Consider the following 19,097-nt stretch of genomic DNA (forward strand, 5'->3'; position numbering starts at 1 on the left):
CGCCGATTATTGGTGCATAAATGTCAAAAAATAGTTGAGTGATGTCATGAGTCTATACGCAACCCAAGATGAAAAGAAACAAGCTGCTGCGAAAGCTGCTTTAAAACACTTACCCAAAGGTGGCATTTTGGGGGTTGGGACTGGAAGTACAGTAAACTTTCTAATTGATTTATTGCCTGAATTGCAATTAGAAGCTGCTGTGGCAAGTTCTCAAGCAACTGCTGATCGTCTTAAAAAATTAGGTATTGAAGTTGTAGATATGAACCATGTTGGTGGTTTAGATGCCTATGTTGATGGTGCAGATGAGATTGACCGTCATATGCATATGATTAAAGGCGGTGGTGCTGCATTAACACGTGAAAAAATTGTTGCTTCAATTGCTAAAAAGTTCGTATGTATTGTTGATGATTCAAAGTGGGTTGATCAACTTGGCCGTGATTTCCCTTTACCAGTTGAAGTCATTCCAATGGCTCGTTCGGCAGTTGCTCGTAAACTAGTTGCTTTAGGTGGTGATCCGGTTTATCGCGAAGGGGTCGTAACAGATAACGGTAATGTGATTTTGGATGTATTTAATCTTAATATTTTAAATGCGATTGATGTAGAAAAAACCATTAATAACATTCCAGGTGTTGTGACTAATGGTATTTTCGCTTTAAACCCAGCAACGATTGCAATTGTTGCAACAAATAATGGTATTGAAGAGCGTACAGCACAGTAATGTCTGCAAAAATGCCAGAGATTAAAATCGTTCGACACGTAAGAGCAAGAAAATTGCGCTTACGTGTTGAGCCAGCTTCAATACGCCTGACAGTTCCTTTGTTTTGTAGTAAGAATCAAATTCAACTTTTTTTAGCACAATCTGAGCAATGGTTGATCGAAACGTGGAATAAGCAACAACACGTTCAATCTAATTCGCTTGAGATTCCTTCAGAAATTTATTTTTTTAATAAAGAGCAACCATTTCAAGTTATTGTTCAAAAGCAACATCGTGTTTTCCAATTTGATTGGGAAAATAACTGTCTATTTATTAAAGATACGCAGCCATATTTGGCGTTGCAAAGTGCAGTTATTGCTTTTGCAAAACAAGAATTACCAAAGCTTTTAAACGATTTAAGTGAGCAAACTCGTCTAAATTACAGCGAATGTTCAATCCGCCGTCCCAAAACTCGTTGGGGAAGCTGTAGTAGTCAGCATAATATTATGCTGCATGCAGGTTTGGTGCTCATGCCACATGAGATTGCTCGCTATGTCGCTATTCATGAGTTAGCGCATACTAAACATTTTGATCATAGCCCTGCATTTTGGGCAGAAGTTGAAAAATACGATCCATATTTTCAAAGACATCGCAGACAACTTAAATCAAATCCGTTGCCTGCATGGTGGTATGTCTCAAATTAACTAAAACTACATTCTAATTGTGGTGTTTGTAAGTTATCTGGTGCTTTTCGGCTATCTAGACCTGCTTTGGCACTCACAATTTTATTTGCTTTAATCGATAATTGTATAAAGTTGTATTGCTGCGTTGAGTTATTTGGTTCGGCTGAACTTGAGTTGAGTAAATAGCTTAAGCTTGCAGCATCTGTTTGCAATAGATTATCTGTACTATCAGCGCTTAAAGCAGAGCGATAAGTCTGTGATCCTTTAATAAGTTCGATTTGACCATTCGCACGGAAATTAAGTTGGCAACCTGTTGCAGTGTCTTCATAGTGACCTACTAAATAGTCTGTAGCTGGTAGTTTGGGGTCGGACAGATTAATGCTAGTCAAACCTTGTTTGCAAGGATATGCAGAACCGTTACAGGTTGCTGTAATACCGCTAAAACCTACAGCACGACGATAATCACCAGCCCCATCTATACGGAAAAAGTCAGTTGTATTTCCGGCAGGTACGACTCCTGAATATAGTTTCTTTTGCAGTAGATCATAACCTGTTTGATCTAGACTGGATTGGTTTTGGGCATCTGCCAATTTTAAAGTCGCGGCTTTTAAATTGGTTGCAAAATTATCGCGTGTAGCTTTTTGATTGGCTGCGATATCTAACAGTGTATTTTTGACTGGATCAATATTATCTGGAGCAGGCGTGAAAATAGGGGTGAATGTCGTTTGATCGCCGTGAAGTTTTTTCCCATCTAAAAAGCCATCTTTTAAGTCTGTTGCCAAACTTTTAATGAACTCTTGGTAGGTGGTTGTTCCACTATGAAAAGTTGACCAATGTTGTAAGTAGCCAAAGCTAAGATAACTATCTACATATGTGCTAGGTTTTTTAGTTGAGTACTGCAATAAAGTTAAAACTGTAAGGGGATTGGCTGGACTTAAACTTGGAATGTCGGCATCTTTGAACGCGTTAAGAAGTGATCGATAAACATCTTGAGAAGCTAAATCTACATGCAATTGCTCAATGCGAGTTGGGTCAATTGTTTCTTGAGGGAGTTGTCCTGAGCGTATCACAGCTCGTTGGTAAATCGCTTCACTACTTGGGCTGATGAATAGGGTTCTGCCACTTACACTGTTTGGTGTAATAAACGCATGATAAACACCAGAGAAATTTTGGTATGTTGAAGTAATTGGATCAAATACTTGAGATGAATTTTGAGTCGTAATTTCTACACGATATAAACGACTTAATTTAGCGGTAGGAATTTTGACATTAAAGTTGTTTAAACTTGCAATTGAAGTATCTACCAAAACAGAGTTAGTGGTGTTGTCATATACTTTTAGTTGGATATTACGCATTTCTACAGGAGATTTAAGAGTAACATCAGTCGTTGCCTCTGGAGTAGGATCAATGGGTGTTGGAGTGCTTGGTGAGTTGCCACTACTACTGCCTCCACCTCCGCAACCTACAAGTAGTGCACTTAAAATTAATGTGCTCAAGCCAAGGTAAGTGTGTAATTTTGTTTCTTTTGATTGATGAAGCATCCTAGCTCTCCAATTAAATCTGGTATTTATTTGCTGATATTTGTTTAGTTATGACAGTTCAATAAGTTCTATCTAATTGTCGCTAAAATTAAAAAAATTAAAATTACCAAGCATGAAATGGTTTTGTAAGCTTGGACATCCTGTCATACTACTGCACAAGTATAGATTCAAAAATTGAGGTAATGCACGTGATTTCTGTCGGAATTGTTGGTGGAACGGGTTATACAGGCGTTGAACTATTACGTATTTTATTACGACATCCTAAAGCGCAGGTTCGAGTTCTTACTTCACGTACAGAAGCGGGCAAACCAGTTGCAGATATGTTCCCTAATTTACGTGGACATACTGATCTTCAATTTTCAGATTTAAATATTGATGATTTAAAAAAGTGTGATGTTGTATTTTTTGCTACACCGCATGGTGTTGCGATGCAGCATGCAAAAGAATTGATTGCGGCTGGTACTAAAGTTATTGATTTGGCTGCTGATTTTCGTTTGCAAAATCTTGAGCAGTTTGAGAAATGGTATGGCATGGAACATGCTTGCCCAGACGTTCTGGAAAACTCAGTATATGGTTTGGCTGAACTAAACCGCGAAAAAATTAAACAGGCGCAAGTGATTGGTAACCCTGGTTGCTACCCGACTACTGTTCAATTGGGTTTGGCTCCACTTTTGAAATCAGCACAAGCATTGATTGAAACAAAAAATATTATTATTGATGCGAAATCAGGTGTTTCAGGAGCGGGCCGTAAAGCAAGCTTAGGCATGATCTATAGCGAAAATGCTGATAACTTCAAGGCCTATGGGGTTGCGGGTCATCGTCACCACCCAGAAATTGTTGAAGCATTAGAAAATATTGCTGGACAAAAAGGTGGTTTTGAAGGGCTCTTGTTTGTTCCTCATTTAGTTCCAATGATTCGCGGTATGCTCAGCACAATTTATGTCGATTTGACAGAAACTGGAAAACAAACTGATATTCAGGCATTGTATGAGCAATTTTACGCAAATGAAAAATTTGTTGATGTGATGCCTGCTAACAGTTCGCCTGAAACACGTAGTGTGCGCGGTGCGAATGAGCTTCGTATTGCTTTATATAAGCCGCAGCCGAATAAACTTATTATTCTTGCGGTACAAGATAACCTTGTGAAGGGTGCATCTGGTCAAGCTGTACAAAATATGAACCTTATGTTCGGCTTTGATGAAGATGAAGGCTTACAAGGGATTGGTTTATTACCATAAAAAACTCTTTTTTGCTTCACACACATTTAAATTTCGATTTAAATGTGTGTCTTGACTCTGATCTTAAACACTGAGATGACGATGCAAAACTCTGGACAGACGACTTCAGCAGAAAGTTCGTTGCAAAAGAAAAAATTTTTAAATACCAATAAACCTTTGTTTATTGGTGCGGCTATTTTAATGAGTGGTTGTCTTGCGCTCGGCTATACAATTGGGCACCGTCAAGGTCTAACTGTTGTAGGTTACGATGCAGATGCAGAGCAATTGGTTGAAGTGGTGCAAAAGCAAAAAACAGCTTTAGATGCAGTTAATAAAAGCCTGAACGCTGCAGTACAAGAGCGTGATGTTGCTGTAACAAATGCAAATGATCTGTTTGAAGCTCTTAACCAGGCGAATGCTGATAAAACGCAGCAAGAAGGTATGAGTAATATCTACCGTGATATCTTGAGGCAGCGCGGTGGCTTAAGCTTAACGATTCAAAATTTGGCGATTAAACCTCTGCCTGAAAATGCTTATGAATATCAGTTGGATTTAGTACAGGTGAGCCCAAGCAAGCGCCGTGCTTCAGGATCGATTGAGATAAGACTCATTAAAGATACAGAAGTTTTGGTTGTACCACTTGAAGCTAAAAACTTTAACTTTACTGATTTTGAGCGTTTAACAGGTCGTTGGACGATGCCTAAAGGTTTTACACCTCAATTTATTGAGGTACGTTTAACAGGCGGTTCTGATACACCAGTTATTAAACGTTTTAGTTGGCAGCGCGGTAAACCTGTCGAAACATCTTCTGCTTTTGTGGCAGAAATTCCTCAAGCTGAAGCAAATTCACAATAGTAACATCCTATGCGAACAAATAAGCGTCAAACAAACTTAAAAGATATCAAGGCTTCTTTTCAGCAGTCTGGTTATGTCGATTGGCACTTCCATCCACGCTTAAGTGATTCGCAAAACGAAGATCATGACGGAGAGGTTGTTGTACAAACAGCACCTCCTGAACTCAAGCGTCCGCCGTTATATGCAGTCGTCTTAATGAATGACGATTACACGCCAATGGACTTTGTAATTGAAATTTTACAACAATACTTTGCAATGAATCTTGACCAAGCAACTCAAGTAATGCTAACAGTACACTATGAAGGTAAAGGTATTGCTGGGGTATATCCAAGAGACATCGCGGAAACCAAAGCAAACCTTGTTAATAATTACGCTCGATCGCAAGGTCATCCATTACTTTGCCAGATTGAGCCTAAAGCATAAGGGGGTTACATGCTCAGTCGTCAATTAGAAGTATCATTACGTTTGGCTGTTAGCATGGCTCGTCAAAAGAGACATGAGTTTCTTACAGTTGAACACTTATTATTAGCACTACTCGACAACGATTCGGCCGTGAATGCATTAAAAGCATGTGGGGCTGATATAGTTTCTTTACGTAAAGAATTAGAAGAATATGTAGAACAACATACTCCTAAGCTTGGCGAAAATAGCGAGCAGGCGCCTCATCCAACAGAAAGTTTTGACCGCATTTTGCAACGTGCTATTTTCCATGTGCAATCAAGTGGTGGCGATCGTACTGTTGAAGGTGCGGATGTTTTGGTCGCAATGTATTCAGAGCGTGATTCTTTTGCTGTGTATTTGCTTAAACGTCATCAAATCAATCGATTGACATTGACTCAATACTTGTCTCATGGGACACGTAAAGATGAAGTGCAAGTTGAAGAAGAAGTTGAAGATATTGAAGGTGAAACGAGTACGGGCAATGCAGGGCCATTAGAGCTTTATACGCTGAACTTAAATGTTGAAGCGCAAAAAGGCAAAACTGATCCACTTATTGGTCGTGAAAAAGAAATTGAGCGTACAGCCCAAATTCTGTGCCGCCGTCGCAAAAATAATCCATTACTGGTAGGTGATCCGGGCGTTGGTAAAACCTCGATTGCTGAAGGTTTGGCATGGTTAATTGTGAATGGTAAGGCACCTAAACCTTTGAGTCAGGCTGAAGTTTATAGTTTAGATATTGGTGCATTAGTTGCTGGGACCAAATATCGAGGTGACTTTGAAAAACGTTTAAAACAATTGCTTAATGCTTTGAAGAAAAATCCAAATGCGATTTTATTCATTGATGAAATTCACATGATCATTGGCGCAGGCTCAAGTATGGGCAGCACAATGGATGCTTCGAATCTCATCAAGCCAGCTTTGGCAAATGGTACTTTGCGTTGTATCGGTTCAACGACGTTCCAAGAATATCGTCAGGTTTTTGAAAAAGACCATGCGTTATCACGTCGTTTCCAGAAAATTGATGTCAATGAGCCAAGTATTTCTGAAACAATTGATATTTTACGTGGCTTAAAATCTAAATTTGAAGATTTTCACCACGTACAATATGACGATAAAGCATTGGTATCAGCTGTAGAGCTTTCTGCTAAATTCATTAATGATCGTTTCTTGCCAGATAAGGCAATTGATGTGATTGACGAAGCTGGTGCTCAGCGTCGTTTGAAGGCTGAAAGTGATGATAGTTTGATTACGGTAGAGAATATCGAAGATATCGTTTCTAAGATCGCTCGTATTCCACCAAAAACTGTTTCTAAAGATGATAAGTCAGTGCTTGAAAATCTTGAGCGTGATTTAAAACGTGTTGTGTTTGGTCAGGATGAAGCGATTACAGCGTTAGGCTCGGCAATCAAATTGTCTCGTGCTGGATTGAAATCACCAGATAAGCCAGTAGGTAGCTTTGTTTTTGCTGGCCCAACAGGTGTTGGTAAAACTGAAGTCACTAAACAACTGGCGAAGTTGTTAGGTGTTGAGCTGGTGCGTTTCGATATGTCTGAATATATGGAACGTCATGCGGTTTCACGTTTGATTGGTGCACCTCCGGGTTATGTGGGTTATGACCAAGGTGGTTTGCTTACTGATGCGATCCATAAGAACCCGCACTGTGTTTTGTTGCTAGATGAAATTGAGAAAGCACATCCTGATGTGTTTAATCTCTTGCTACAAATCATGGATCATGGTGCTTTAACGGATAACAACGGACGTAAGTCAGACTTTAGAAATGTCATTATTGTCCTGACTACGAATGTGGGAGCAGAAAGTATTTCTCGCGCGAGTATTGGTTTTACTGAACAAGATCATAGTTCTGATAACCAAGAAGCAATGAAACGTGCTTTCTCACCAGAGTTCCGTAACCGTCTAGATAGTGTTATTCAATTCAAGTCATTACCAACAACTGTTATTGAGTCTGTGGTTGATAAATTCTTGACAGAGTTACAAGCTCAACTAGATGACAAGCAAGTTGTGCTTGATGTCGATCAAAGTGCTCGTGATTGGTTGGCAACAAACGGTTATGACCGCTTGATGGGTGCACGTCCAATGCAACGCCTGATTCAAGAACACTTGAAGAAACCATTAGCTGAAATGATTTTGTTTGGCGAACTGGCAGATCATGGTGGTAATGTGGCTGTATCAGTGAAAAATGAAGATGGCAAAGCTGTTGGCTTAAAACTTGAAGTGTTTGAAGATCATCATACGGCAGAACCAGCATAACTCATGTTAATTGATAGTCTTGCTATAACCCGAATACTGAGTGTATTCGGGTTATTTATTATTACAGCAATTGCTGAAATTCTGGGTTGTTATTTCCCTTATCTGATTTTAAGAGAAGGTAAGTCGGCTTGGCTGTGGTTACCTACAGTTTTAAGTTTGGCTGTCTTTGTATGGCTGCTGACCCTACATCCAGCGGCTTCAGGGCGCATTTATGCTGCATATGGCGGTATTTATATTTTTACTGCGTTAATGTGGCTGCGCTTTGTTGATCAGGTCGGATTAACAAGATGGGATATACTGGGTGGTCTAATCGTGCTTTGTGGAGCTGGCTTAATTATTTTGCAACCTCAAGGGTTAATTCGTTAAGACAATGAGTGAATCAAATCTTAAGCGTGAAAATAAGAAGTTTTTTTCAAAAAAAAGACTTGTCAAAGCCCTCAACAATGCGTATTTTAGATTTAAGGAACATATTTTTATATTTGAGATAAAGATGTTAAATCTATCTGTGAACACTAACGCATATTATTATTTTTGGCAATTTAGATAGTTGCCTGAGCGTATTCGGGCATGAGAAAGTTGCCCATCACAGTTAATACCTGATCGGCAACCCCGATCAGGTTTTTTTATGCTTTATCTTTTTGAATCGAGGAACTTAAAATGAACAACATGACTTATTCATACTTTAGCAACTTTTATTGGTTTTACTTTTGCTTGCCTTTACCAACGAATAGATCCAAAACGCTCAAATAAATGATCGGACTGAATAGATTGCAGTCCCAAGGAAAAACCAATGAATGCCCTAAATACTTTATTGACACAAAGCAATACAAAAGAAACTCTAGTTAGTTTACCTGTCCAGTTAAAAGCAAAATATCCGCTTGCACACTCTTTCGTGCGTCAAATTGCCGAACATCGTCAAACTATTCAAAATATTCTTATCGGCAAAGATCATCGGTTAATGGTAATTACAGGGCCTTGTTCCATTCATGATCCGGTTGCAGTACTTGAATACGCTGAAAGATTGCAAAAATTACAAGAAAAAGTAAAAGATCAGATTTTTATCGTGATGCGTGCATACATTGAAAAACCACGTACAACTGTGGGTTGGAAGGGGTTCATGTATGATCCAAATTTAGATGGTTCATCAAATTTACAACTTGGCTTAGAAAAATCTCGCGAACTTTACTTACAAATTATTGAAAAGGGTTTGCCAATTGCGAGTGAAATTTTAAGTCCAATAGCAACTAGCTATTTTGATGATTTATTGGCTTGGGGTGCAATTGGCGCTCGTACAAGTGAGTCTCAAATTCATCGTGAAATCTCAAGCCACATGCCATACAGTATTGGTTTCAAGAATGGTACGGATGGTTCAATTCAGATTGCCTTAGATGCGATTCAGTCAGCACAAAATGAACATCAATTTTTAGGAATGAATCAACAAGGCTTACCTTCAGTGATTCAGAGTGCTGGTAATCCCTTACCACACTTGATTTTGCGCGGGGCAAATCATGGGCCAAATTACGATTTAGCTTCAATTCAGGCGATACGAGAAAAACATAAACAAAATCTTCCTGCATTGGTGATTGACTGTAGTCATGGCAATAGCAGTAAAGATCCGTTACGTCAGCCAGAAGTTTTACAGCAAATCGTTGCTGAACGTTTAAAAACACAAGTAAAGGGTGTCATGATTGAAAGTCATTTAGTTGATGGTAGCCAAAAGATTTCTTGTGATATGACTTATGGGCAGTCAGTAACTGATGGTTGTTTAGGTTGGGAGAAAACAGAGCGACTTTTGTTAAGTGTTTCAGAGCAATTAAAAGCAAAAGAGTTAGCGCATTCAGCTTAATGATTTACACATTTAAAAAGGGATCTGCGAACAGATCCCTTTATTTTTTAAGAAGCATGTTTTAATTCTGATAAGAATGTTGTGATTTCATGGCCAAATTTTTTCGGCTCGGTCAATAAAGGTGTATGGCCTGAGCGCTCAAAATATATTGCTTTTGCATGCTCGACACTCTGTGCGATAAGTGTCTGCCCAGTTTCAGGATAAAGTGTCGAATTACGACCAATAAAGAAAGTGGTTGGGCACTCTAATTGCTGGATAGCTTCACGATAATCTTCATTGTGATAAAGATAATTTTCCACATACCAAAACAAGTAATCTAAACGTTGAATAGGTAATAAATATTTTTGTAGAAACGGTTGTTTTAGCGCTGTTTTAAAAACTAAAGGACTAAATGGATTGCTACTTTGCAAATCAATAAAATCTACCCAAAGGCGAACCAATTCCTGTCGATCTGGAAGTGATAATTCATAAAGATATTTGGCATTTTTGTGCTTTGATAATAATTGATAGATATCATTTAGTAATTGTTTGAACTGATTATGATGAGAACCAAATAAACCATATTCCCATGTTGAATCTACAGATATTTTGGGTGTTTGGTCGATATGTAAATAAGCTTTTAGTTGCTGTGTGAGATGAGCATGTTTCATACCGTGCATGGCCGTCGTGGCGCCCATTGAATAACCCATCAAGATAAAATTATCGAGTTTTAATTGTTCTATTAAATGAGCGACGTCTTGCCAATGACTTGATATTGCATCTTGCTCAGGGATTGCACAATTTTTTGAACCGCCAAACCCACGCCAATCTGGAATAATAAACTCATAATCTTTACGGTTTGCATAGATAAAAGGTAGCCATTGCCAACTTTGCATACCAAGACCAGATAAAACCAAAACTGGTTCACCACGACCAACACGACGTACAAATAAATTTTCCCGATCGGGCATGGTGTAATATGGCATGGCTATTCTCCGGATACGCTATCTTGGGCAAAGCGTTTTAATTGAGGGATGACTTGTTCCAACCATTTGATCCATTCACTTTCCATCGTAATTCCAAGTTCTAAGATCATTTTATGGATGTATAACACACGGTCATTTAGATCATTGCTATCTTTAAAATCTTTGTCATAAATACTTTGATAAAGTTTCAGCTTTTCCTGATGTAGACCAAGATGTCGTAACAGTTCAGGTAATATCTGATTATTGCTCAATTGTGCTTCAGCACGCAATCTAACCATTAAATCATCTCGAAGCTGCGCAGGTTCACTTTGTTGCGTCATCCATGAAGCTAGCTCAATACGTCCCAGTTGTTCAACTTGATAGGTCTTTTTTCGACTATTTTCCATTTCATTTTCTAACGTTGAAACCCAACCTTTTTTGAGCATGTTGTTGAGTTCACGATAAATTTGCTGGTGTGTGGCATTCCAGAAAAAGCCCATTGAACGGTCAAAGCGGCGGGCAAGTTCGAACCCTGTGCTTGGTCGTTCAAGCAGGCTGGTCAATAAAACATGAGGAAGTGACATGGCAATCCGTTTGTAAGCAAAAGTAAAGTGTGACTGATGAGATTATGCAACATGTTGCATAAAAGTCAAAATTTGATTATAAATTAATGCAACAAGTTGCATTAGCAAGCTAATTGCTAGCCAAAGGAGAAAATATGTCAGCTTATCCACATTTATTAAAGCCACTTGATTTAGGCTTTACTACTTTAAAAAACCGTGTGCTTATGGGGTCTATGCATATTGGGTTAGAAGAAGCACCGCAGGGATATGAGCGCATGGCAGCATTTTATGCTGAGCGCGCAAAAGGTGATGTTGGATTGATCGTAACTGGCGGTGTTTCTCCAAATGATGATGGTGTTGTATTTAGCCACGGTACCAAGCTAGATACAGTTGAAGAAGCTGAAAAACATAAAGTGATTACCCAAGCTGTTCATGACGCTGGGGGTAAAATTGCTATGCAGATTTTACATACTGGGCGTTATTCCTATCAGGCAAATAACGTTGCCCCTTCAGCAATTCAAGCACCGATTAACCCAATTAAGCCAAAAGCTTTAAGCTCTGCCGAAGTACAACAAACCATTGATGACTTTGCAAACTGTGCCAAACTTGCTCAGTTTGCAGGTTATGATGGTGTGGAAATCATGGGCTCTGAAGGTTATTTAATTAATGAGTTCATTGCTGCACGTACGAATCATCGTGATGATGAATGGGGCGGTAGTTACGAAAACCGTATTCGTTTTCCCATTGAGATTGTAAAACGTACGCGTGCTTTAGTAGGTGAAAACTTTATCATTATTTATCGTCTATCGATGCTTGATTTAGTGGAAGGTGGTTCAAGTTTTGATGAAGTGATTCAGCTTGCAAAAGAAATTGAAAAAGCAGGCGCAACAATTATTAATACAGGCATTGGCTGGCACGAAGCACGTATTCCAACTATTGCAACCAAAGTACCTCGTGCTGCTTTCACTTGGGTCACTGAAAAACTCAAAGGTGAAGTCTCTATTCCTTTGATTACTTCCAACCGAATTAATACACCTGAAATGGCTGAGCACGTGTTGGCTTCGGGTCATGCTGATATGGTGTCTATGGCACGTCCAATGCTAGCCGATGCTGAGTTTGTTTTAAAAGCAAGCCAAGGTCGTAGCGATGAAATTAATACATGTATTGGGTGTAACCAAGCGTGTTTAGATCATATTTTTTCAATGAAAATCGCAACGTGTTTAGTGAACCCTCGCGCATGTTATGAAACTGAACTTATCTTTAAAGAAGCACAGGTTCAAAAGAATATTGCTGTTATTGGTGCGGGTCCGGCAGGTTTAAGTTTTGCAGTATATGCAGCTGATCGCGGGCATAAAGTCAAAGTTTTTGAGGCAAGTCATCAAATTGGTGGTCAGTTTAATATTGCAAAGACTGTTCCTGGAAAAGAAGAGTTTTATGAAACCTTACGCTACTTTGGCCGTCAAATTGAATTGCGACCAAATATTGAGCTTGTATTAAATCATAAAGCAACTTATGAAGAGTTGAGCCAAGCAAATTTTGATGAAATTGTGGTTGCAACAGGTGTAACTCCTCGTCAATTACAATTTGATGGAATTGATCACCCTAAAGTACTGAGCTACTTACAAGTTCTAAGAGAACGTGTTCCTGTGGGGCAGCGTGTAGCGATTATTGGGGCGGGTGGTATTGGTTTTGATACGGCGGAATATCTTACTCATGAAGGTGAAAGTGGCAGCTTAAACCCAGAAAAGTTCTATGCTGAATGGGGAATTGATACTCAATATGAGAATGTTGGCGGGTTAAAACAGCCAAAAGTCGAAGATTCGGAACGAGAAATTTATTTACTGCAACGTAAAGCTGCTGCTGTAGGGGCTGGTTTAGGTAAAACTACTGGCTGGATTCACCGTACAGGTCTGAAAAATCGTCAAGTCAAAATGCTTGCGGGGGTTCAATACGACAAAGTTGATGATCAAGGTCTTCATATAACAGTAGATGGAAAACCGAGTGTACTTGAAGTTGATCATGTTGTGATTTGTGCGGGCCAAGAATCTTTCACTGCAATGTATGAGCAATTAAAAGAAGACGGAAAAAATGTTCATTTAATTGGTGGAGCTAAAGAAGCCGGAGAGCTAGATGCAAAACGCGCTATACGACAAGGTGCTGAATTAGCAGCGACACTATAAATCTATGTGGGCATTTCTTTGAAAAGGAAATGCCCATAATTTACTTAATGAAATTATGGGAAAAATAATAATGGCACTTGAAACAACAAAACAGTCTTTAGAAAAATGGCATCACATGATTCAGGCAGGTAACTTGTCCGATCTAAATGATTTGCTGGCAGACGAAGTCGTTTTCCGTTCTCCTGTTGCCCATAAACCTTATGAAGGAAGGCAAGTCGTTTTCTTCATTCTGAGCAATGTTATTCAGGTATTCCAAGACTTTACTTATCATCGTGAGTTTTATACGGAAGATGGCGAAAATGTGGTACTTGAGTTCAGTGCAAATGTAAGCGGCAAGTCATTAAAAGGTATTGATATGATACGTTTTAATGAGCAAGGCAAAATTATTGATTTTGAAGTAATGATTCGTCCAATGAGTGGGTTAGCTGCACTAGCTGAACAAATGGGTATAAGAATTGCCCAGTTTCAACCGCAATAATTTTAGCAAATAGCCTAAGTAATATTGTTGAGGTCATTAGAATGTGGTTAAAACTTTCAACATTAGTCTTATTGCCTGTATTATTTATACAAGGGGCAAAGGTTCGTAAGAATACACCACGTCTATTAGAGGCCATTGGCGAGCGTGAAGGTCTGTGTGGACACGGAAGACCTTTGTCATTGCTTATTTTAGGTGATTCTGCAGCGGCAGGTGTTGGAGTTGAAACACAAAAAGATGCTTTATCTGGCGCAATTATTTCTGAGTTGCAAGATGAGTATTCTTTATGCTGGAAACTTCATGCAAAAACAGGCGATACAACCAAGCAGGTTTTTCAAGCTCTACAGCATTTGGAGCAGAAAAATTATGATGTTGTAGTCACATCTATCGGTGTTAATGATGTGACAAAACTAACCTCAGCAAATCAATGGTTAAAACAACAAAAGCAATTATTTCAGCAAATACAGACGCGTTTTCAGCCTAAACTCATTATCGTATCTGGTGTGCCGCCAATGCAACATTTTCCAGCTTTGCCGAATCCATTGGCTTGGTTATTTGGAAAATATGCGGAGCAAATGAATCAGGCATTATATAAATGGTTAGAATCACAAAACCAATTTAGATTCATTCAATATGATATTGAAAGTTTTCAAGCGATGAATTTGCCTATGGCAAGTGATGGTTTTCATCCAAGCAAAGAAATTTATGCAATTTGGGGGCAGCAGGTTGCAGCATTAGTGCGGCAATCATTTAACTCATAATCAGAGGTCGTGATTGGATATGGGCATATCTACTTTAAATAAAATTAAAGCTTTCGGTTCAGAATTGTTTGATTCGGTGCTGGGTGCTGAACAACCAAAAGTCTATTATGACCCACAAGGGAAAATTAAAGATGTTTTGGATAAATTGCCCCAACTTAAGCAAAAATATCGTCCTACGCCATGGTTAAGTAACAATCATGTTCATCTTTTATATTTCGATATTATTAGAAAAAAAACGATCAAGCTTGAATATGACCGTATTGATCAGCTCACCATGAAAGATGGTGGTGTAACTGCGATCGCATGGTATGGCTATAATCTTCCAAAATCTACTCCTACAGTTGTCATTATGCATACCATTACAGGAACACCTGAAAGTATGCGTGAACTGGTGAAAGATTTACATCAATATACTGGGTGGAGAATAGCGCTTTGCTTACGCCGTGGGCATGCTGGTTTACCTATGCCTGTACCACAGATTTCTCTTTTTGGATCAACAAGTGATCTTAAAGAGCAGCTTACGCATATTCAAAATTTGTTTCCTGAATCAGATTTGTATGCAGTGGGTTCTTCGGCAGGCACTGGCTTACTCGTTCGTTATTTGGGAGAACAAGGCACTGACACGCCATTTAAAGCTGCTTTTGCAATGTGTCCCGGCTATAACACTGAGATTGGCTTTAAAAATGTTCATCCGTTTTATAGCAAAATGATGACCAAAAAGTTATTCAAATATTTTATTCATCCTTATCAAAGTACTTGGAATCAGATTTCTTCTTTAGAAAAAGTTCTAGCGACGACTAGTCTGGAAGAGTTTGAAAAAGAATACTTTGAAATGGCTGGCTTTCAGGATTATCAAAGTTATTGTCAGGCAATTAATCCAATTTATGTATTTGAAAATGTCAAAATTCCATTAATGATTCTTAATGCTGAAGATGATCCGGTATGTTCTATTAAAAATTTAGAACCTTATAAAGAAACGATCCGGCAAATGAGTAATATTGCAGTTGTAACCACTAAAAAGGGAAGTCATTGTGGCTTTTACGAGGGTTGGAAAAGTACCTCTTGGGCTGCTAAATTAATGTCGAATTATTTTATGATCAATCATAAACAATGACGGCGTTGCTGTAATAAATTAAATAAAGCCCATCTATTGAATGAATGGGCTTTATGATTTTATCAGCTCAAGACAAAAGCAATTTTGGATCTTTCAGTCCAATTTTGATTTTGGTACTAGCAACGAGGTCTTTTTCATCTGTTTGGTTAGGGTGGAAATCAAAGCGATAATAGTCAAAAAATTTAGGGATCAATGCTCTATATTGTTTGTTAGCAAAACCAAAGAAATTACGCCAAGAGTTAAAGTTTAGAAGTTGGCGATCTCGTTTCATAAGAACGAATTGATAAATTGTTGAGAAGCCTGTAATTAAAAATAGACTTAAAGTAAAGACAGTAATGCGAGGGAGATAGGCGCTCAGCCCACTCCCATATAAGTGTTCATAAAGATCAAAGGCGACAGCTTTATGTTCGGTTTCTTCAATGCTGTGCCATAACCATAAATTACGGATCGTTGAGTCTATCATCAGTTCATTAACAGATTGCATCATGCTAACTACAAGTACCGCTGTATAGTGCTCTAAGCCAACTGTTACGAGCAAATTCCATTTTTTACTAAAAACTTTTTCAATACTTTTTAAAACGATACCAGTTGCTTTTTCCAAAGACTCGGGATCAAGGCCATGTTGCTGGGCGCTGATATGAAAGGCATGATGCTCTTTTGAATGCATTGCTTCTTGACCAATAAATGCGCTGATTTCGCGATCTAGAATTTCATTCGACTTTGCTTTGGCACGTAACGCTCGAACTGAACGAACAAAATATGATTCACCCTCAGGGAACAATGTAGATAAGCCTGTAAAATAATGGGTAAGAGAGGGTTCATTATTACACCAGTAACGAGGTGTATTTTCAAAATTATAGTCCATACGACGGACTGGAAATGAGGCGGGTACTCGATTTGATACAGTAGTCATTTTAAGCTCCAATCTTCTTTTAATTTAGGTTCCAAAAAGGAACTTGTTAAAAAGCTACATCTCAGCGTGAGTAACGTCAATGCTTTTTCAGGGGGAATAAGTAGATTGTCCTAAATTGATATCTAGGAAAACTTTAAAGACAAATTAGAAAGAGAAAGGTAGAACTGATTATTGAATTGATAATTTTAATAATATTTAAAAAGCCCAAATCAACTGTTCAATTTGGGCATATTCATATGGGAACTTAGTTTTTAAGCGCTGGTGTAGCAGCAGCAATCGCAGCGGCAACAGCATCATCTTCAGTTTGAGATGGTTCTGCTGGCTTAGCTGGTTTTGACTGAGCTTTTTCAGGCTTAGGCTCTGATTTTGGCTCAGGTTTAGGTTCTGGCTTAGGCTTCGGCTCTGCTTTAGGTTGTTCAGAAACAGTTGTTTGTGAATTTTGCTCAGAATGGGCAGGGCGAGTTTCACTGCGAATTACAGTTGTAGTATTCGCGGTTTCCTCATGATGAACTTCAACTTGCGTTGGTTCCTGAGTTTGAGCTTCTTCAGTTTTAACACTTTCTAAAGACTCAAATTTTGCAGGTTCAGCAGGTTTAGGTTCTGAAACAGCAGTTTCAACCTTTTCTTGCTCTTCTTCAGGTGTTTCTTTTTTGACGCATGCGGTTAACAATAGTCCAGCCGCAATTGCAGCACAGATTAAAAGTTTTTTATTTGCCATTGCCCTAAACAACATTTAATTGAGGAGCTGGCATTATAACAGCAAAAGAGAATGAAAAAATCATGTGAGATTGACCTAATTTTTTATTAAAAATGCTGATAGAATAGCCAGTTGTTTAATGATCTTTGAATTGGTGCGGTTTGACTTTGCTTTATAGGGGCAGAGTACAGTAAAATTGCCCAACATTGTAGGCCGATTTCGGCTTGATTGTACGAGAAACTTAATGACCCATTTTATTTTTGTTACTGGTGGTGTGGTTTCATCGCTAGGTAAAGGTATTTCTGCTGCTTCAGTTGCTGCACTTTTGGAAGCCCGTGGCTTAAAAGTCACAATGGTTAAAATGGATCCCTACATTAATGTCGATCCGGGGACAATGAGTCCTTTCCAACATGGTGAAGTTTTTGTCACAGAGGATGGTGCCGAAACTGATCTAGACTTGGGTTATTACGAACGTTTCTTACGTCGTGCGAAAATGACCAAACTGAATAACTTTACAAGTGGCCGTGTATATCAAGATGTTCTAAATAAAGAACGTCGTGGTGACTACTTAGGTGGTACGGTTCAAGTTATTCCTCATATTACTGACAATATTAAAGAACGCGTACTTCGCGCAGGTGAAGGTTACGACGTTGCAATCGTTGAGATTGGTGGTACGGTTGGTGATATCGAATCACTTCCATTTATGGAGTCAGTTCGTCAGTTAATGGTTGAGCTTGGTCATAAACGTACCATGCTGATGCATTTAACTTTGTTGCCATATATTAAATCTGCGGCTGAGTTAAAAACCAAACCAACTCAACATTCAGTGAAAGAATTACTTTCAATTGGTATTCAGCCAGATATCTTAATCTGCCGTACTGAATATGATGTAGATGTTGATACTAAACGTAAAATTGCATTGTTCACTAACGTGGAAGCGCGTGCCGTTGTGGTATGTAAAGATGCGAAAACGATTTATCAAATCCCACGTACATTCTATGAACAAAACGTTGATGACCTCATTTGTGAACGTTTTGGGTTTAATGATCTTCCAGAAGCAAATCTAGAAGATTGGGATAATGTAGTCGAAGCATTACTTAACCCAGAATACACTTTACGTGTAGCTATGGTTGGTAAATATGTTGAATTACCAGATGCTTATAAATCTGTGAATGAAGCATTGTTACATGCAGGCATCAAAAACCGTGTGAAAGTACAGATTGACTATGTCAATGCTGAAGAACTTGAAAGCCAAGACGTTTCTATTTTGCAAACAGCTGACGCAATTTTAGTACCAGGTGGTTTTGGTGAGCGTGGTACTGAAGGCAAAATGAAAGCTATTCAATATGCACGTGAAAACAAAATTCCATTCTTGGGCATTTGTTTGGGTATGCAATTAGCTGTAATCGAATATGCACGTCATGTTGCAGCAATGCCAGAAGCATCTTCTACAGAGTTTAACCGTTCTACGAAGTATCCATTGATTGGTTTAATTACTGAATGGTTAGATGAGCGTGGCGAGTTACAACAACGCAGCGTAGAGTCTGACTTAGGTGGAACTATGCGTTTAGGTGCACAAAAATCTGAATTGGTTGAAGGCACAAAAACACGTGAAGTCTACGGTAAAGCAGAAATCACTGAGCGTCATCGTCACCGTTATGAAATGAATAACCGTTTCATTGAGTCGATTGAACAAGCTGGTATGAAGATTTCAGGCTATTCTTCTGCTCAACATTTGGTTGAAACTGTAGAAATTCCTGAACATCCTTGGTTTATTGCTGTACAATTCCACCCGGAATTTACAAGTTCACCACGTGATGGACATCCATTATTTGCTAGTTTTATTGACGCTGCGAAAACACAGCATCAAAAAAGTAAATAATGCGATTTTAAATAAACTGGGAA

At 38.7% G+C, this 19,097-nt stretch carries 18 protein-coding genes; 13 read left to right on the forward strand and 5 right to left on the reverse strand.

Annotated features, from left to right (window positions below; all coding sequences use genetic code 11):
* Window positions 1–46 precede the first annotated feature (46 nt).
* Both rpiA and HL290_RS03905 read left to right on the forward strand, forming a co-directional pair.
* Entirely contained in the window at window positions 47–718 is a 672-nt protein-coding gene (gene rpiA, locus HL290_RS03900) for a ribose-5-phosphate isomerase RpiA (RefSeq protein WP_003652085.1), read from the forward strand.
* Window positions 718–1,398: a SprT family zinc-dependent metalloprotease gene (locus tag HL290_RS03905; RefSeq protein ID WP_198495647.1), complete on the forward strand. Its 681-nt coding sequence runs from the start codon at window positions 718–720 to the stop codon at window positions 1,396–1,398. The genes rpiA and HL290_RS03905 overlap by 1 nt, the downstream gene beginning before the upstream one ends.
* Here the strand turns inward: HL290_RS03905 and HL290_RS03910 are convergent.
* The gene (locus HL290_RS03910) at window positions 1,395–2,918 is read right to left on the reverse strand and encodes a hypothetical protein (RefSeq protein ID WP_198495648.1); all 1,524 of its coding nucleotides are present in this window, start codon (window positions 2,916–2,918) and stop codon (window positions 1,395–1,397) included. The genes HL290_RS03905 and HL290_RS03910 overlap by 4 nt on opposite strands.
* Window positions 2,919–3,100: 182 nt before the next feature.
* On the opposite strand from HL290_RS03910, the gene argC reads away from it, so the two are divergent.
* From argC to HL290_RS03940, 6 genes are all read left to right on the forward strand, one after another.
* Window positions 3,101–4,156 carry an N-acetyl-gamma-glutamyl-phosphate reductase gene (gene argC / locus HL290_RS03915; protein WP_198495649.1) on the forward strand — a complete coding sequence of 352 codons (1,056 nt, stop codon included), beginning with the start codon at window positions 3,101–3,103 and terminating at the stop codon, window positions 4,154–4,156.
* Window positions 4,157–4,231: 75 nt separating this feature from the next.
* On the forward strand, window positions 4,232–4,990 hold the full coding sequence (locus HL290_RS03920) for a DUF6776 family protein (RefSeq protein WP_080027243.1): 759 nt from the start codon (window positions 4,232–4,234) through the stop codon (window positions 4,988–4,990).
* Between the two features lie 9 nt (window positions 4,991–4,999).
* Window positions 5,000–5,413, forward strand: coding sequence for an ATP-dependent Clp protease adapter ClpS (clpS, locus tag HL290_RS03925; RefSeq protein ID WP_002121129.1), 414 nt, complete (start codon window positions 5,000–5,002; stop codon window positions 5,411–5,413).
* A 9-nt stretch (window positions 5,414–5,422) separates the two neighbouring features.
* Complete coding sequence (clpA, locus tag HL290_RS03930) at window positions 5,423–7,699, forward strand: ATP-dependent Clp protease ATP-binding subunit ClpA (RefSeq protein ID WP_003652076.1); 2,277 nt, start codon at window positions 5,423–5,425, stop codon at window positions 7,697–7,699.
* A gap of 3 nt (window positions 7,700–7,702) precedes the next feature.
* Window positions 7,703–8,065 (forward strand): YnfA family protein, encoded by a 363-nt coding sequence (locus tag HL290_RS03935; protein ID WP_003652074.1) that lies wholly within the window; start codon window positions 7,703–7,705, stop codon window positions 8,063–8,065.
* A 424-nt stretch (window positions 8,066–8,489) separates the two neighbouring features.
* A complete protein-coding gene (locus tag HL290_RS03940; protein WP_198495650.1) occupies window positions 8,490–9,545 on the forward strand; it encodes a 3-deoxy-7-phosphoheptulonate synthase in 1,056 nt (351 codons plus the stop codon).
* 47 nt (window positions 9,546–9,592) lie between these two features.
* Here HL290_RS03940 and HL290_RS03945 read toward each other — a convergent pair whose 3' ends face one another.
* Both HL290_RS03945 and HL290_RS03950 read right to left on the reverse strand, forming a co-directional pair.
* Window positions 9,593–10,510 (reverse strand): alpha/beta fold hydrolase, encoded by a 918-nt coding sequence (locus HL290_RS03945; protein ID WP_198495651.1) that lies wholly within the window; start codon window positions 10,508–10,510, stop codon window positions 9,593–9,595.
* A gap of 2 nt (window positions 10,511–10,512) precedes the next feature.
* Window positions 10,513–11,073, reverse strand: a complete 561-nt coding sequence (locus tag HL290_RS03950) for a PadR family transcriptional regulator (protein ID WP_004643048.1) — start codon at window positions 11,071–11,073, stop codon at window positions 10,513–10,515.
* Window positions 11,074–11,207: 134 nt separating this feature from the next.
* On the opposite strand from HL290_RS03950, the gene HL290_RS03955 reads away from it, so the two are divergent.
* The 4 genes from HL290_RS03955 (at window position 11,208) to HL290_RS03970 (ending at window position 15,582) form a co-directional block, all read left to right on the forward strand.
* The gene (locus tag HL290_RS03955) at window positions 11,208–13,232 is read left to right on the forward strand and encodes an NADPH-dependent 2,4-dienoyl-CoA reductase (protein WP_198495652.1); all 2,025 of its coding nucleotides are present in this window, start codon (window positions 11,208–11,210) and stop codon (window positions 13,230–13,232) included.
* Window positions 13,233–13,302: 70 nt separating this feature from the next.
* A complete protein-coding gene (locus HL290_RS03960; RefSeq protein WP_004643045.1) occupies window positions 13,303–13,710 on the forward strand; it encodes a nuclear transport factor 2 family protein in 408 nt (135 codons plus the stop codon).
* Window positions 13,711–13,751: 41 nt separating this feature from the next.
* Window positions 13,752–14,468, forward strand: coding sequence for an SGNH/GDSL hydrolase family protein (locus HL290_RS03965; RefSeq protein WP_198495653.1), 717 nt, complete (start codon window positions 13,752–13,754; stop codon window positions 14,466–14,468).
* A 19-nt stretch (window positions 14,469–14,487) separates the two neighbouring features.
* Window positions 14,488–15,582, forward strand: a complete 1,095-nt coding sequence (locus HL290_RS03970; protein ID WP_198495654.1) for a YheT family hydrolase — start codon at window positions 14,488–14,490, stop codon at window positions 15,580–15,582.
* Window positions 15,583–15,649: 67 nt separating this feature from the next.
* Here the strand turns inward: HL290_RS03970 and HL290_RS03975 are convergent, their stop codons facing one another.
* Together HL290_RS03975 and HL290_RS03980 are read right to left on the reverse strand one after the other, a co-directional pair.
* Window positions 15,650–16,495 (reverse strand): metal-dependent hydrolase, encoded by an 846-nt coding sequence (locus HL290_RS03975; RefSeq protein WP_198495655.1) that lies wholly within the window; start codon window positions 16,493–16,495, stop codon window positions 15,650–15,652.
* A gap of 244 nt (window positions 16,496–16,739) precedes the next feature.
* Window positions 16,740–17,213: an internalin gene (locus tag HL290_RS03980; RefSeq protein WP_198495656.1), complete on the reverse strand. Its 474-nt coding sequence runs from the start codon at window positions 17,211–17,213 to the stop codon at window positions 16,740–16,742.
* Between the two features lie 223 nt (window positions 17,214–17,436).
* Here HL290_RS03980 and HL290_RS03985 point away from each other — a divergent pair, with 223 nt between their 5' ends.
* Window positions 17,437–19,074, forward strand: coding sequence for a CTP synthase (locus HL290_RS03985; RefSeq protein WP_004643040.1), 1,638 nt, complete (start codon window positions 17,437–17,439; stop codon window positions 19,072–19,074).
* Window positions 19,075–19,097: the final 23 nt, after the last annotated feature.

The sequence above is a fragment of the Acinetobacter sp. AC1-2 genome (assembly GCF_016124155.1).
GTDB lineage: Bacteria > Pseudomonadota > Gammaproteobacteria > Pseudomonadales > Moraxellaceae > Acinetobacter > Acinetobacter calcoaceticus.

What these genes read in the sequence shown, in the direction of transcription:
- rpiA (WP_003652085.1), top strand. Translation starts at nt 47, where the DNA reads ATGAGTCTATACGCAACCCAAGATGAAAAGAAACAAGCTGCTGCGAAA.
- HL290_RS03905 (WP_198495647.1), top strand. Translation starts at nt 718, where the DNA reads ATGTCTGCAAAAATGCCAGAGATTAAAATCGTTCGACACGTAAGAGCA.
- HL290_RS03910 (WP_198495648.1), bottom strand. Translation starts at nt 2,918, where the DNA reads ATGCTTCATCAATCAAAAGAAACAAAATTACACACTTACCTTGGCTTG.
- argC (WP_198495649.1), top strand. Translation starts at nt 3,101, where the DNA reads ATGCACGTGATTTCTGTCGGAATTGTTGGTGGAACGGGTTATACAGGC.
- HL290_RS03920 (WP_080027243.1), top strand. Translation starts at nt 4,232, where the DNA reads ATGACGATGCAAAACTCTGGACAGACGACTTCAGCAGAAAGTTCGTTG.
- clpS (WP_002121129.1), top strand. Translation starts at nt 5,000, where the DNA reads ATGCGAACAAATAAGCGTCAAACAAACTTAAAAGATATCAAGGCTTCT.
- clpA (WP_003652076.1), top strand. Translation starts at nt 5,423, where the DNA reads ATGCTCAGTCGTCAATTAGAAGTATCATTACGTTTGGCTGTTAGCATG.
- HL290_RS03935 (WP_003652074.1), top strand. Translation starts at nt 7,703, where the DNA reads ATGTTAATTGATAGTCTTGCTATAACCCGAATACTGAGTGTATTCGGG.
- HL290_RS03940 (WP_198495650.1), top strand. Translation starts at nt 8,490, where the DNA reads ATGAATGCCCTAAATACTTTATTGACACAAAGCAATACAAAAGAAACT.
- HL290_RS03945 (WP_198495651.1), bottom strand. Translation starts at nt 10,510, where the DNA reads ATGCCATATTACACCATGCCCGATCGGGAAAATTTATTTGTACGTCGT.
- HL290_RS03950 (WP_004643048.1), bottom strand. Translation starts at nt 11,073, where the DNA reads ATGTCACTTCCTCATGTTTTATTGACCAGCCTGCTTGAACGACCAAGC.
- HL290_RS03955 (WP_198495652.1), top strand. Translation starts at nt 11,208, where the DNA reads ATGTCAGCTTATCCACATTTATTAAAGCCACTTGATTTAGGCTTTACT.
- HL290_RS03960 (WP_004643045.1), top strand. Translation starts at nt 13,303, where the DNA reads ATGGCACTTGAAACAACAAAACAGTCTTTAGAAAAATGGCATCACATG.
- HL290_RS03965 (WP_198495653.1), top strand. Translation starts at nt 13,752, where the DNA reads ATGTGGTTAAAACTTTCAACATTAGTCTTATTGCCTGTATTATTTATA.
- HL290_RS03970 (WP_198495654.1), top strand. Translation starts at nt 14,488, where the DNA reads ATGGGCATATCTACTTTAAATAAAATTAAAGCTTTCGGTTCAGAATTG.
- HL290_RS03975 (WP_198495655.1), bottom strand. Translation starts at nt 16,495, where the DNA reads ATGACTACTGTATCAAATCGAGTACCCGCCTCATTTCCAGTCCGTCGT.
- HL290_RS03980 (WP_198495656.1), bottom strand. Translation starts at nt 17,213, where the DNA reads ATGGCAAATAAAAAACTTTTAATCTGTGCTGCAATTGCGGCTGGACTA.
- HL290_RS03985 (WP_004643040.1), top strand. Translation starts at nt 17,437, where the DNA reads ATGACCCATTTTATTTTTGTTACTGGTGGTGTGGTTTCATCGCTAGGT.